8 protein-coding genes are annotated in these 15,493 nt (G+C 38.7%); 4 read left to right on the top strand and 4 right to left on the bottom strand.

Features of this window, described 5'->3' with window-relative positions; translation table 11 throughout:
- Positions 1-11: 11 nt before the first annotated feature.
- Positions 12-4,820, bottom strand: coding sequence for an ATP-binding protein (locus GDK41_RS17765; protein WP_152087818.1), 4,809 nt, complete (start codon positions 4,818-4,820; stop codon positions 12-14).
- 71 nt (positions 4,821-4,891) lie between these two features.
- Here GDK41_RS17765 and GDK41_RS17760 point away from each other — a divergent pair, with 71 nt between their 5' ends.
- The 3 genes from GDK41_RS17760 to GDK41_RS17750 all read left to right on the top strand — a co-directional run bounded on the left by GDK41_RS17760 (position 4,892) and on the right by GDK41_RS17750 (position 9,296).
- The gene (locus tag GDK41_RS17760; RefSeq protein WP_152087817.1) at positions 4,892-5,371 is read left to right on the top strand and encodes a GAF domain-containing protein; all 480 of its coding nucleotides are present in this window, start codon (positions 4,892-4,894) and stop codon (positions 5,369-5,371) included.
- A gap of 131 nt (positions 5,372-5,502) precedes the next feature.
- Positions 5,503-6,393: a cation diffusion facilitator family transporter gene (locus GDK41_RS17755; protein WP_152087816.1), complete on the top strand. Its 891-nt coding sequence runs from the start codon at positions 5,503-5,505 to the stop codon at positions 6,391-6,393.
- Between the two features lie 140 nt (positions 6,394-6,533).
- Entirely contained in the window at positions 6,534-9,296 is a 2,763-nt protein-coding gene (locus GDK41_RS17750) for a hybrid sensor histidine kinase/response regulator (protein WP_152087815.1), read from the top strand.
- 72 nt (positions 9,297-9,368) lie between these two features.
- Here GDK41_RS17750 and GDK41_RS17745 read toward each other — a convergent pair whose 3' ends face one another.
- On the bottom strand, positions 9,369-13,802 hold the full coding sequence (locus tag GDK41_RS17745; protein ID WP_232056605.1) for an EAL domain-containing protein: 4,434 nt from the start codon (positions 13,800-13,802) through the stop codon (positions 9,369-9,371).
- Between the two features lie 467 nt (positions 13,803-14,269).
- Here GDK41_RS17745 and GDK41_RS17740 point away from each other — a divergent pair, with 467 nt between their 5' ends.
- Positions 14,270-14,464, top strand: a complete 195-nt coding sequence (locus GDK41_RS17740; protein ID WP_152087813.1) for a bacterioferritin-associated ferredoxin — start codon at positions 14,270-14,272, stop codon at positions 14,462-14,464.
- Between the two features lie 54 nt (positions 14,465-14,518).
- On the opposite strand, the gene bfr (GDK41_RS17735) is transcribed toward GDK41_RS17740, so the two are convergent.
- Together bfr (GDK41_RS17735) and bfr (GDK41_RS17730) are read right to left on the bottom strand one after the other, a co-directional pair.
- Positions 14,519-14,983: a bacterioferritin gene (bfr, locus tag GDK41_RS17735; protein ID WP_152087812.1), complete on the bottom strand. Its 465-nt coding sequence runs from the start codon at positions 14,981-14,983 to the stop codon at positions 14,519-14,521.
- A gap of 9 nt (positions 14,984-14,992) precedes the next feature.
- Complete coding sequence (bfr, locus tag GDK41_RS17730) at positions 14,993-15,460, bottom strand: bacterioferritin (RefSeq protein ID WP_152087811.1); 468 nt, start codon at positions 15,458-15,460, stop codon at positions 14,993-14,995.
- Between the last annotated feature and the right edge of the window lie 33 nt (positions 15,461-15,493).

The following is a 15,493-nucleotide window of genomic DNA, read 5'->3' as shown; positions in this document are numbered from 1 at the left end:
CAAAACAAGTGTCATTCGTTTAGATCCAGTATAGATGTAATTTCAGAACATACCTCATTAAATATAGAAACGCAGCTAGGAAGCATATCGAGTATTTTGTCGCTGTGCTGTGCTTTTGCTGCTTGTTCAATTTCCAAGTAGAGGTTGGCAAGTTCATTGGCGCCAATGGCTTTGGCTGATGACTTTAATTGATGAGCCGAACTTTTTACGAGCTCAAAATCTTTCGCTCGTTTTTGTAGAGCACTCATTAAGGGAGTTGAGTCTGCGATAAAGTTCTTTAAGAATAAATGCTGAATTTTTGTATCGTCGCCAACATAGGTAGCAAGCTGTGATAAATCAAGTACATTTTTGTTGTCTTGATTAGTTTTATTCTCTGGTTTTGCTGTATTATTGCTCGATATTGCAGAAGGCATCCATTTTTGAAGTAAATTTTTTAGGTTGTTTAGTTCAATAGGCTTAGAAATGTAGTCGTTCATACCGCAAGCAATACATTTGTTGCGCTCTCCGCTTAGCGCATTGGCAGTTGCAGCGATTATTGGCAACTCTTTTTGTGCCGAGCTCAGGTGTTCTCTCTCTCGATACTTTTTGGTAAAGGTATACCCATCCATGATTGGCATGTGGCAATCTGTAATGACGAGTGCAAAAGAATGAGAGGCTAAAAAGTCAAGGGCCATCTCTCCATGCTCTGCAATCATGCACTGATAGCCCAATATACTCAGTTGGCGTTTAAATACTTCTTGGTTATATGTGTTGTCTTCCACTACTAAAATAAGTTGGTTTTGTTGCTGGGCTTGCTCAATAGTTGGTAAAGGGTGGTCGTTACTAATTAGCTGTGTTGGCAAAATCTCTGGGCTAATAATACCCTCTCGAATTGCGATATGTTCAATGATTTTAAAGCTGTAATATGGGTTAAAGTAAATCGCCTCACAGCAACTTTCTTTTGGTAAAGGGATAGTGAAGTTATTATTGACCAAAATAATGTAACTTGTTTTTTTATTATCAAGTTGGAATTGGTAGTTAGCGGTGATGATTTGTTGATAACGTTCAAGTGTAACAATGACATAGTTTACGTTTAACGCATGTATATTGTTATCGCTTACATTAACCCAATTAATGATTGAACACTTTGCACCGTGGGCTGTCAGGTTTGCCTCTAAGTCGGACTCAAAAATATCTTCATCCCCCAAAATGCAAACACTCACATCTTTGAATATGATTTCTATTTCTGCTTGTTTGTGTGTCGTCTTTGCACAGGGCAAGGTGATCTTAAAAGTGCTTCCAATATTTTCTGTGCTGCGACAATCAATAGATCCTTGCATCATAGTAACCAGCTTTTGGGTTATTGACAGGCCAAGCCCTGTTCCTCCGTATTCACGCTGTATACTGTCGTCTGCTTGAGTGAAGGGTTTAAATAGCAGTGTTTGCTGCTTTTCGGTTATGCCTTTACCGTTATCTGAAACTGATATTTCTAACTGATGCTGATCGTGCTTTGCACTCGAAATTGATACTTCAATAAGGCCAATTTTACTTGATGATGTTTTAGTAAACTTTATGGCATTGCCAATGAGGTTGAGTAATATTTGCCGTATTCTGATTGGATCGCCTATTTGCCAATATCCAAGCTCAGGATCAAACAGAAAGTACATTTGTAGATGCTTTTCTTTTACTTGGTGAGCGAGCAGCTCGGCTATTTCTTTTATAACATTGTGCCAATTAAAGGGGACTTTATCGATGACCATTTTCCCAGCTTCGATTTTCGAAAAGTCGAGAATATCGTTGATGATCCCAAGAAGCATAAGTGAAGAGTTTTTAGCCACTGAGGTTAAGTGGCTTTGCTCTGCACTGAGGTTACTTTGATTAAGCAAGTCAAGCATGCCCACAACACCATTCATAGGGGTTCTAATTTCATGGCTCATGGTCGCTAAAAAACGAGATTTTGCATCGTTGGCAAGCTCCGCTTTGGCCTTTGCCTCTTCTAGCTGCATCGCATCTTGTTTTCTTTGTGTTATATCATGTTGGTACATCAAAATTGATTTGCCATTATGAGTCTCAAGAGTCGTTATGATCACCTCAAACCATATTGGCCCATCTGTGATTACGTATTCACATTCTAGTTCCGCTAAATAGCTGTCTTGAAATTTAGCCTCTCGAAGAGCATTTATTAAAGGCTTATTTTTTGTCAAAGGTAATGTATTGATCGCATCAATACAGTCATCACCTACATTGAAGAAGGTGTTTAAAAACAGCCCTCCGCTAAACTGATCTGCATGCTGAGTTTTAAACCAGTACTGATTAACTAAGGTTACTCTTGCTTGTGAATCTAGTAGCAAAATGAATGCGGGTATACTATCTAAAGTTTGTTGCAGTAACCGTTCTGTTTCTTTGTTTTCTTTGAGAGCTACTTCTAAGGCGTGGCGCTGCTGATCTGCTTCTTCCATTTTAGCTAAAGCTGCTTCTCGCGCCGCTCTTAGGGCTGCCTGCTGTCTTTGTTGGCGGTTTTGCTCCATGACCAGTAGGGTTACATTTTTGACGATACCCACCAATGTTTTTTCTAAAGGCCCGTGTTCGTCGTGTTCAGAGGCTTGCCAGTTTGCTACCAAATCAACATGTGTGATGTTGGGTAAGTTCTGCGTGGTCAATTGAAGAGTTATTGATTTTAGGATTTTGTATCCTTTGATGGCTTTGATTAATTGATGACGACTTTCAGGCTCGATAAATCTAAGAATACTTCGAGCGGAGTATTGTGATGCCTCTCTCGGTAGGTTGAGCATATTAGAGAGTTCTTTTGAAATATGTATGTGTAACTGCCCCAAGCTCCACTCCCAAGACCCCATATTCGCTATTTTTTGGGCATTGTTGAGTTGGATTTTGTCTTTTTCTAGCTGTTGCTCAGAGTGTTTTAATTGAGAGAATGCGCTATTTTGTATTTTGTATGTGAATAATAGAATTGCTCCACCCAATGACAGCAATATAAATAACTGAATAGAAAATTCTTGTTGCACATTTTGTACAATAGCATCAACAGAGGCTAGTTCGTGTTCTGCACCAACACCAATATGCAACTCATTGTTCCAAACTAATACGCCGATTACTTCCTTATCTAAATAGTTTTTGTATTGACGAGGGGTCTGAGGGCTTAATAGTGGTTCAATTGTATTACTATGACTTTTGCTTGCCGCTTTTTTTAAATTTTTGTAAATGCCCTTGTTCGTTACTATATTACGATTGTCAAAGTAGATGATATTTGAGTCTGACTCTAAAAAAGGTGATTTGAGTATCGATATAAGAGGAGAAAGATCTGTAAGAGAGTACCAAATCTGATAGGGTAGAACGCCTTGCTGACTCACTAACTGGGTTACAAAATGTGCGCTTAGCTTGTTATTTCGATAGACGGTGGTTAAAAGTATTTTTCCTTGCTCAACAGCCTTATATTGACCTTTTATTTGTTCAAGTGCTGTTTTTAATTGGTTATTTTCATTAATCAACCACGCTTTATTTTGTATGTCGTAGATTGCAACATTGGCATTAGAAATATACTTAGAAAGTATCGGTTGCGCTTCTATTTGTATTTGAGTTAGAGGAAATAGCGCTTTTTGAATAGCCATTAATTCGCTTTTTGCCGGTTCATACCAAATCGCCTCAGCGCTTTTTAATGTGTGTACAGCATTATTTTTAAGCTCACTAGTTAACTGCAGTTTTAGTTGGCCTTCAAGCTCCCTTTGACTAACTTTGTGAGCAAGTAGCATAACTAACAATATTGAAAATAGTACGAGAGAAAGTTGCCAATAGCTGACTGCGGCATGTTTGTTCACGCCTTTTGGTTTTGCTAACTGCCATATCGCGTAGAATAAAAAACAGCTTACACATGCAACTGCTACAAATGTGGCAATCATAAGTTGGGATTTGATGTTTGTTGTCCTGACATACTCTTGAGCGAATGACTGGCCGTCGGCAACAATAGTTTTACTTACAAGAGTAAGCATATCAATGTAGCGTGTACTGACCTCCCACCAAGTAGCGGCCGACATATTCGCTTGGTTGTTAGCTCTTAAAGCATTGATCAAGGTGTTGAGTTGCAATCGCTCTTGTGAATTCTCGATTGCTACGAGTGCATCGTTGACTTTTTTTGATGCATGTATATCACTGAGTGAGCTATTTAAGTTAGCGTTTAGGTAAAAAATAGTAGGGGTGAGCTGTGCACCTTTAGTATTTGAAAAGTTTAAAAGTTTGCCTGTTTTTGCTCGCAGTTTTCCTGCATATTCTATTGCCTCTATTAAATTTACATAAGCAGATAAATCTGGGTATGTTGTTTTGCTAGTATTGACTCCAACAAAAGTTTTATGTTTGAAAGCCAAGAGCATATTTAACAGCGAATCAATTACCTGCGTGTATTGAGTAAAGGACTGTTCTGTTGTTATTTCTTTAGATTTGATTTGGCTTCTTATCGTTAAAACCCTTTGAAGAAGGCCGTTAAGTATGTCAACCGTATTGCCATTGGTGCCATTGGTGCCATTGTTGGCTTCGTTTAAAGTGTGAATAAGCTCATTAAATTGAAGCTGTGTATCGTTTTGATAAGTCGATAAGTGTTGGCGTGAACTAGAACCACCAAAGTGAGAAAAAACAGAGGTAAAGCCGCGCTCTTTTTGCAAAGAAAAAATTATCTCTCCTAGAAGGAGAAAGCGCTCACTATTGAGGAGCACCTGTTGATGCATCTTTAGGTTCTCGTTTTCAATATAGTAACGCTTAGAGATCCCATCTAGTAAATAAAAACACCCTAATAAGAGGGGAAAGCATATGAACTTTTTAAAGATTTCTTGCATATATCTATCACTAACAGGGTTTAATAAACTACTATAGAACAAGGCCTATAAATTGCTATTTAACTTAAGATATGAAAACACCCGAAAAACCAGAAAATGAGCCGCTGAGAATTCAAACGCTTAATCAGCTAGGATTGTTAGACACAGAGCCTGATCCGAAGTTAGATAGATTGACTGAGTTCGTAGCTCATGTGTTTTGTGTGCCAGTGGCTCTAATTAGCCTAGTTGATAGTGATAGGCAGTGGTTTAAGTCAAAAGTTGGTTTAGATGCCTGCGAGACATCTAGAGATATTTCGTTTTGTGGTCACGCTATTTTAGGTAACGATGTTTTTGTTGTACCAAATGCACTGAAAGATGTGCGTTTTAGTGATAACCCTTTAGTAACTGGCCCTCCTTACATTCGCTTTTATGCCGGAGCACCATTAATTCATGAAAATGGCACAGCATTAGGCACTTTGTGTTTAATTGATATTGAGCCTCGCACCTTTGATGAAGACGACATTAAAGTACTTCGGGAAGTAGCAAATAAAGTCGTTAATGAATTTTATTAAAATAAGAAATAATTAGAATTACTTGCTGTTCTGCAGGTTTTTGGTGCGTCTTCACTTAAAAATAGTTACAATTGTGACTTTATATCATTACCCTCGCGGTGCATTTCAATTTTAAGGTTTTCCATCTGTCGATGACTGACATCACAACTCACCAAGATTCTAGGCGCAGATTACTCATCGCGCTTGCTATTACCTGCTCATTTATGGTTATTCAGTTAGTTGGCGCATATTACGCTAACTCTTTAGCTGTATTGGCTGATGCTGGGCATTTGTTTGTACATAACAGCTCTTTGTTTATTGCTGTTATCGCGTCTAGTATCGCCGTGTATTTAGCGAAAACCTTCAATGATGGTTACAAAAAAGCCGAATATGTAGGCGGGCTAATCAATGGCATCCTATATTTGGCTATATCAATACTCATCATTGTGGAAGGTGCACAAAGGTTTATGCATCACAGCGATGGTCATCAACTCGAAGTTAACTCATATTTAATGTCAGTTATTGCTGGGATTGGCTTTTTATTTCATGGCTTGTCAACATGGGTGCTTTACAAAGGCCGTAAAGACAGCATCAATGTTTATGCTGTTTTTTTGCACTCGTTCTTTGATTTACTGTCTACCGTATCAACGTTTTTTGCCGGTGTAATGATCTATGTAACTGGGTGGGAAATAATAGACGTGGTATCAAGCTTATTAATTTCACTTTTTGTTATGTTCACTGGTGTTAAAGTGGTTAGAAGTTGTATTAATGGATTGTTTTTTTCTCAAATTGCTTTGCCTAAGGCGACTCATGTCGAGAAAGTGATTTTAGCCACTGAACACGTTGAAAGTGTTCACAATATAACGGTTAGTGAAGTCGAGGGTATGCTCGCTATTGGTGCGCATATTGTGCTAAAGCATCATTGCACGATTGAACTACATGATGCCTCTTGTAGAGTGCAAGTAGAGCAAGCTTTACAACGCCGTTTTGATGCGCACCAGTGTGTGCTTCAGATTGAAAGTCACCAATGCCCTGCCCACTAGCCGGGTTACATTTGAAAAACAGTGCCTAATGCATTGTGATAGGCGCTTTCAAATAGTTTTTTGTTAGCAAATTACTCTAATTACTTGGCATTATGAGCATTTTCTTTTACCTTTAAGTGGTATTTTTTTGGGAATCTTGTGTGCCGAATTATCTTCATAAATATACCCCCTTACTTGTAACGCTCCTTTTAGGTACGTTGGGAGGGGGGGCTAATTTACTGCCATTTTTTTTCTTAGATGCGTCGGAGTTTTTGTTCGGCCAACTTTTCGTATTGTTGTGCCTAGTATTATTCGGTTGGAAATATGCGTGTTTAGCTGTCGCACTCGGCGGATGCTTTATTTTTTATCGTTGGGGACATAGTTGGCCCTCGGTTGTATACCTCTTAGAGATAGTGTGGTTACAGGTATTTTGTGTTTCAAGAGGAAAGCCATTCTTTGCACGGGGCCTTGGATTTTGGCTAGCCGTGGGGTTACCTATATTATTACTTTTTGGTTATTACCTACTGGAGTTGCCCAATCTCGTTATTGCAACTGCATTAGCTAAGTATTTTATTAATGCTGCACTTTACCTTGCGATAACCGATTTATTAAGCTTCTTCTTCATTCGTCATCTATGGAGAGCGCACCCTTTAAGTTCAATATTGAACTATACCGTAAGTCTACTGATAGTGTTGGTAGTGTTAATTACTTCAATTGTATTGACCAATAATAGTTATCGTCGCATCGAATTTGAAGTGCAAGAGCAGCTGCATACCTCAGCTAATAATATTAGTGAGCAACTAGATGATTATTTACAGTCTTACCGTCGAGCGGTTGTTGGTGCCGCAAAGTCGGTAGAGCTTGGGTTAGATGAAGACGCTGTTATCAAATCATTGGTTGATTTACAGCCTGATCTGAAAACAGCGATATTTGCAGATCAAAATGGTAGAGTCAGCGCGTTTTATCCTAGCGTATTTAACAGCAACGCGGTCAGTGAAGTAGTGTCTGTGATTGACAGAGATTACTTTGTGCAAGCCCCTTATTACCCCGATGGTTATATTTCGTCTATTTTTAAGGGACGCAGTTTTGGGAGTGATTTGATTATAGCGATCTCAGCCCCTATTTTTGACGCAGAGCAATTTAAAGGGATTGTTGAAGGATCATTATTATTTGGTTCCTTTTCACGTTTTCAGCCTAATATTCTCGCCCATAAAGGTGATATCGTTTTACTAGATAATGATAATAAAGTTGTTTTTAGTTCATTAGGTGAATCATTTAATACTCTTGATGTTGTTGATTCAGAGGTTTTAGCCAGTTGGTTGGATAACCAATTAGTGTCGTATACCACGAGCTCAGGAGACGTTTATTATCGCCATGCGGTTAAAGTTGAAGGATTAAATTGGACGGTAGTAACACTATTAGAAGGTCATATTATACGCCTAGCAGCAGCTTCTGCATGGTTGAAGTCATTACTATTGGCGCTTGTGATCATCGTTTTAAGTAGCTTTTTTGTCAGTCAGCTATCACGCTTTTTGGTAAAGCCGATTAAAGCTCTGAGTGAAGATATCAATCGGTTTGAGCCAAGCACAATGTTAAAGAACTCTGCGGGAGAGGAGGTCAGTTGTTTAGAGGTAATAACACTACAGCAGCACTTTAATCAGTTGGCGTTTAAGTTAACGATGAGCTTCTCAAAGTTGCAACTGGCAAATAATGAGAATGAAGAGCTGAATAAAAAGCTGACTAACTTTAATCGAGAGCTTGAGCAACAGGTTAACGAAAAAACGGAAGAACTCTTAGAAGCTGTTGCATCTGCCAACAACGCGAACAAAGCAAAAAGTCGCTTTTTAGCTAATATGAGTCACGAAATTCGTACACCTATGAACGGTATTATTGGTTTAACGGGGATTTTGATCGAGCAAAAAAAAGGGGATGAAGAAACGTTAAAGCAATTAGATATTGTACATACTTCGGCAAAAAGCTTGTTGTTGATTCTTAATGATATTTTGGATTACTCGAAAATTGAAGCAGGAGCTTTGACTTTAGATTTGCATCCGACAGACATTTTGAAGATGTTTGACACATTAGCATCATTTTTTAAGCAAGCAGGATTAAAAGACAATGTTGAATTTGAATATCAATTGTCGGCACAACTTCCGCCCTGTTTATTAGTAGACTCACTAAGAGTCACTCAAATAGTCAATAACTTGCTCAACAATGCAGGTAAGTTTACTGAGCAAGGCAAAATTACTTTAAAGGTTGAATATGACAATGGCACTTTGATGGTCAGCGTTCAAGATACCGGGATAGGTATAACCCAAAAACAACAGCAACAGCTATTTAAAGAGTTTACTCAGTTGGATGTGTCTACGACTCGACGCTATGGAGGAACAGGGCTTGGACTGACTATATCAAAGTGTCTGGCGAGTCTAATGGATGGCGACCTAGTGGTTCAGAGCCAAGAGGGAGAGGGGAGCTGCTTTACACTCACAATTCCTGCTTCGATTGCTGAATTACCTATTGAAATAGAGCAAAAGGGTACTCAGCTGAATTTAAGTGGTGTCAGTGTATTGCTTGTTGAAGATAATATGGTTAATCAAATTGTGGTGTCTAAAGCTTTGCAAAGCACGCAATGTAATCTTAATAAAGCGATGGACGGTGTTGAAGCGTTAGCGTTTTTGCAAGAGCATCACGTTGATATCGTGCTAATGGACTGTCAAATGCCCAATATGGATGGTTACGAGTGCACGGAGCATATTCGCAAACAGCCCGATGTTTATGGCAAGCCTTATATTATAGCTATTACTGCCAACGCATATAATGAAGACCGACTAAAGTGTTTGCAAGTAGGTATGGATAGTTTCGTTGCTAAACCCATCGATAAAGAGTTATTGTTCCGAGCGATGCAGCAATACAAAGTTTATTAAGTAAAGTTAGTATTGCCGAACACTCAAGACATTAGTAACCAGACACTGGGACTCAATTGATGAGGTTGAAGCTCAGTGAGTACTCATTGCTATAACGCCCTCTAGCTTTTCTGCGTTCACTGGGGGAGAGAAATAATAGCCTTGCATTAAGTGGCAGCCTAGATCTTTTAGAAAGGCTAGTTGCTCGCTGGTTTCTACTCCTTCAGCTATACACGACATATTTAAGCTTTGAGCAAGCAAATATATCGTTTTAATGATGGACTTGTTACTGCTTAGTACATTCATCTTTCTAACAAATCCCTGATCTATTTTAATAATATCTATAGGAAATTGATTTAGATAAGTGAGTGAAGAGTAACCTGTACCAAAATCATCTAGCAATAAAACAAAACCAGCCCGTTTTAGCGCGTCAAGTGACCGTTTAGCAGAGTCAGTATCTTCCATTAGGGAGCTTTCGGTGATTTCTAGGCGCAGTACGCTGGGACTAAGATTAAAAGCGCGCAGAATGTTAAGAAGGTTTTGAGCTATGTCCGTTTTTAATATATGCACAGCAGAAAGGTTGAGTGATAGATAGAAGTCTCTGCCATTAACAATAAACTGGTTCAACTCATAGAGAGCACGTTTAAGTGCCTGTTCGGTCATCAACTCGATGAGCCCAACCTCCTCAGCAATTGGAATAAAGTCCATGGGTGAAATCGCTTCTCCTTCATGAGTCCACCTCATTAGCAGCTCAACACCGACGACTCTGCCACTAATGATATTCACGATAGGTTGGTAGTTATTGTATATTTTCCCTTCTCGATAGGCCGTTTTTAGTGCATTTTCTAACGTTAACTTACGTGAAAACTGGGTGTTCATTTGACTGGTAAAAAACTTAAAGCCGTTTCTTCCTGATTGTTTAGCATGGATCATGGCGATGTCTGCATTACGGATCAGCATTTCAGGTGAATCTGCATCAAAAGGGTACATGGCTACTCCGATGCTTGCGGATATACTCATGGAGATACCACCAATTTCAATTTTATTGGGTAGACATTCAAGTAGCAACGTGGCCAGCTCACTGAGCTTATGGGGAGAGTGCACATTTTTCACTAAAACTAAAAATTCATCACCACTTTGACGGCCAAGTATACAATTACTCGTTAACTTGCTTGAGATCCGCTCTGTGATTTTAATGAGTAGTTGATCTCCAGTATGGTGACCATAGGCATCATTAATCGGTTTGAATTTATCTAGATCAATAAATAACAATGCGCAATATTTACCAGATAGCTCAGCATTATGTAAAGCAAATTCAATGTGTTGTAGCATCAAAGTTCTATTAGGCAGTTTAGTGAGTGTATCAAAGTTTGCCAGATATCGAAGCTCACTCTCTGCTTGTTTTTGATCTGTCAAATCAGATATCACAATGACGTAATGCTCTATAAGCTCTTCATTTTTTGATATTGCGTTGATACTCAAGTGGATCGGATGCGCTACTTGATGAGAAGTTTTAACTGTTAGCTCTTGTCGTATGTGTTGGTTGGGACCAAGTTCATGTATTCTTTTGAGTAAACTATTTAATCGATTAAGGCCAACGACTTGAGCTAATTTACGAAATGAAAGCTCTTCAATCGCTGTTTCTTCATCTAATTCAAATGCTTTACAAAAGCTTGTATTGACTGATAGTGGATTCAATTCTGCATCTAAGATTAAGATCCAATCGCTGACCTTACTGAAAGCTTCGCCGAGTATACTAGCACGTAAGTCAATGGCTTTTTGCTCTGTAATATTGGTATAAATTCCAGTCACTTGCTCGGGATTGCCCTGTTCATCAAAGTTCAGTACTTGTCCAATGTCATGATACCAACGCCATGGCTCATCACCGCTCTTGACTCGGTACGTAAGAGAAAACTGTTGATTTGTGGCCGACTGGAGTATTTGTTCCCAAATAACGCTAACTTGATGGCGGTCATCTGGGTGGATAAGGTCAAAATAATTTCTTAATGGTATTTTCTCATCTTTTGATTTACTCAAGGAGCAGTCAATATTTCTGCTCTGCGTTATCATTTTTGATGACAAGTCGACTTGCCATACTCCACTGCGGGTGGTGTTTAATGCCATTTCTGTTTGTTGTTTGCTAACAGTGACTTCTTGTAAAGCTGATTCTATCTCCCGGCGCTTTTGCCTACTTTGCCATATTATGATGACTAGAGCACACATGGCAAAGGCAATATACACTCCCCAAGCGAAAGGAGAGCCAAAGGTTGAATGTTTTACCTTGAATGGCAGTGTAATCGTATCAACAACTTTGTCGCTGCCAAGCATTTGCTGTTCAATAGCAAGTGTGTACTTGCCAGGCTTCAGCTGGTTAAAAAACAAGTGGTTCGCCTTTAAAGAGTCAAATTCTATAGAGGTTGGACCGTCTAACTTAGCACGATAGTTATAAACTTGCTGCTGTGCAAAATCGAAATTGCTAAACTTTATGCTAAGTCCTAAATCATCGTGGTTAAGCACCAGAGACTGCGTGCTTAAAAAGCTTGGGAAGTAATTTAAGCTACGAGTCATTAGGTTTATGTCAGTGATTGAAAGGGATGACTCAGAGTTGGAGGTGTCAATAAAGTCTTCTGGAGAAAACCACACCATGCCACTGATAGTGCCAAAGGCGAGCTTTGCGTTTTTAATTGTTGAACTGGCATTAGCGTTAAATTCACTATTGGGCAGTCCATTATTTGTATTAAATTTTTTAATTTGGCCCGTTTCAATATTGTAACGTATGAGTCCTGATTGACTGCTTACCCATAAGTTTCCAAAGTTGTCAGGCTGCATCTGGTATAAAGTTTGAGAGCCATCTCCTGATGCGGTATTTACTTTAAATTTAACTGAGAAGTCATGTTCATTCAGTGCAACTAGACCCTCTATCGAACTTGCAAGCCAAATTGTACCGTTTGGCGTTGCTACCCAGCTATCAATGACTGAAAAACGTTCAGAATCTGTTTTTGTAAATTCGTATATTTTGGTTACTGTGCCTGTTTCTTGGTTGTAACTAATGAGTTGTTGCTCTGTGCTAAGAAGGAGCTCATTGGGCCTTGATGGCAAAGGGGGCAAGAACTTATAAGCGGTGCCAATATCAACTTGTTGTGTTAACTGAGAGAGGGGATGAACTGTTTGAGATTTAATATCATAAATAAAAAAACCTTGTTTACTTATAAATGCAATTTGTTCGCCGTGTAATAAACGCGCGCCCCAGTTTAGTGTTTCGAAAGGGTTATTTGGTAATTGAGAAGCTAAGGGGGGGAGGCGTATATGGCCAGTTGTTTTGCTGAGTAGTTTGAGGCCTGTGAGTGTTTCTAAAAATAGTTCATCTGATTTATTGGTGCTGGATCCAAACACTTGATAAACGGCATTACTTGCATAAGCAGCTTTAATGTCATTATTTTCGTAGTAACGCTGTGGACTAGTATCTGCTAATGAATGATATCTCAAGATGCCATTATCTGTGCCCAGCCAAATTTCGCCTGATTCGTCTTGGTAAATTGACCATATATTTTTGTTTAAATTAGGGTTATTCGCACCGAGTGTTTTAAACCGTAGAGATGGCATTGGCCAAAAATAAGCCCCCTGATTGAGCGTCGCCATCCATATATTACCCTGCTTATCATACATTAAGTCTGTAATGCTTGTTTGTGGGAGTTCATATTTACTTTGTTGTAGTGATAGAAGTTGCTCTGCAGATTTGGTGCTACGGTTTATTTTAAAAAGCCCAAGCTCTGTCGCAATAAGTTCGCCATGAGGGGTTATCTCATGAGCCCATATATTGTAATGTGGCACGAGTGTATAGGCTGCATGCAATTGCAACGACTTATTGTTTATCGGGATCGCATATAAACCTTGAACGGTACCTACTAGCAAGCCTATCGCTGGGTCGACTTTCAACAACTTTATATTACTGTTGAGACTGGTTCTAAATGGTTCATCAAGAAACTCAAGTCTTTCAAGCTGTCCTGACTCGGGGTTTAAGTTGAATAGGCCATGGTTTGTGCCAATCAATATTTGTTTATCAAATTTAAGCAATGCTCGAACATAATTGTGTTTATCAAGTGAGGTGACAAAGGTTGAGCGTTTCGAAGTAAGATCTATTCGGTAAAGATTATTATCAATGCCTGCATATAAAAAATGACCTACTTTGATAGCCGCAGTAATTTCTGAAAATGTATTAGAGTTTGCTGATAGCTTGCCTGAGTATACTTGCTCGATATTTAGCGTATCAATATTAATGAGGTAAGCACCGCTGAACGCTGTCGAAACGAATAGAGTATCTTGGTCTAATAGTTTGAGTAATGAGATATGTTTGGTCGAAAGGTTGACAGGTTTATTGATTACGTTTATTGAGTCGCCATCGTACCTATTTAACCCAAGATGTGTGCCTATCCAAACATACCCGTGTTTATCCTGAACAATATTGCTTACACTTGCTTGAGACAACCCTTCTGCAGTAGAAAGCCGATTTATTGTATCGCTGTTCACTGCAATTGCATTGTTGTGCAAAACAAATATTATGCAAACAAATAAAATAAGCATACAGCGTTGGTACATCTAAATGTCCTTTGATTAATAAGTTATATTTTTGACTGTTCCCTGATTTCTGACACCACGGTAACCGTACTAGATTATATCATTTCACTGTGTAGTAGCGAAGTAGGTTAAATTCACAAATTAACATGATGTTTAATTTTTATCTCAACATAATTAAAGTTTCTGCAACAGGAACTAACTGGCTAATCATCTCTTTCTGTAAAGCCTTAATATACACTTTAGTATAGATTTTACTTAATCACATGAAAGCACAAATGTGATGGCACGCAATGTGTTGCAATGGTTTAAATTTATCGGAATGACAATAATTCTCATTTTTTGTAATTGTGTAGTTGATAACTATTTTTGTTTAGATTAAACTCTGTATCAGTTAATGTTATTGAGATTGGTTTGTATTCATGTACATCTGCATTTGTCACGGTGTGACGGACAAAAAAATTGCCCAAACGATTGATGAAGGCGCGACGAGTATGCGTGAGCTTAGTAAAGAGCTCGGCGTGGGCACTCAGTGTGGTAAGTGTACAAATTGTACTAAAAAGATCTTAAATGAAAAACTCATTGAGATAGTCGATGTGACGGATCAAGTTGCTTAATAACGATTTATATTTGATGCTAAAAGGGCCTGAGGGCCCTTTTTTGTTTCATGCTTATATTTGAGACTGAAGGTAGTTTTCAATACCCATTGTTTTGACTAGGCTTTGTTGGGTTTCAAGCCAATCGATTTGCTCTTCTTGTTCGTTCAAAATATTGTCTAGTGCTTCTCTTGAGATATAGTCACGTTTTTCTTCTGCTAATTTTATGGCTGCCTTCAGATCTATCAATGCTTGTTGCTCAAACGCCATATTTGCCGCAATCATTTCTTCACTGTTCTCACCAATTCGCAGGCGTCCAAGGCTTTGCAGATTTGGAAGACCTTCTAAAAACAGAATACGTTCGATTAATCTGTCAGCATTTTTCATCTTCTGGATAGAGGTTTTATAGTCAGCTTTATCCAGTACACTAAAACCAAAATCTTTAAACATACGGGCATGTAAAAAATATTGGTTAATTCCTACTAGTTCGTTCGCAAGTACTGCATTTAGCGAAGCGATAACGTCTTTATCACCTTTCATATTGGCTCCTTATAATTGCGACTGAATATAGTTTTGCGTACCGATTTTATCCATTAAGCCAAGTTGTTGCTCAAGCCAATAGACATGATCTTCTTCGGTATCGAAAAGCAACTTTTCAAGTGTTTCACGAGACTGATAATCTTGCTCCTCTTCACAAATTGCTATTGCTTCTTTTACACTTTCAACAACCTCTAGTTCGAGAGTTAAGTCGTTTTGCATCATAGAGCGTACGTCACTACCAATTAAAAGGTCGCGACGTTTAGTCATATTCGGCGTACCTTCCAAAAACAATATACGCTTTATTAACCAATCTGCATGAGTCGTTTCTTCTTCCATTTCGTGGTTTAAACGCTCGTACAGCTTATTTAAGCCCCAATCATCATACATGCGAGAGTGAATAAAATATTGGTCGATTGCTGCCAATTCATTGGCTAAAAGTGCATTAAATGCATCAATAACTCGTTGCTTACCTTTCATAACATCTACCTGTTAGTAACTAATAGGGAGCCA

It is taken from the genome of Pseudoalteromonas sp. A25 (genome assembly GCF_009176705.1).
GTDB lineage: Bacteria > Pseudomonadota > Gammaproteobacteria > Enterobacterales > Alteromonadaceae > Pseudoalteromonas.
Note: the sequence above shows the minus strand (reverse complement) of the source record. Positions and strands in the feature narration are given on the sequence as shown.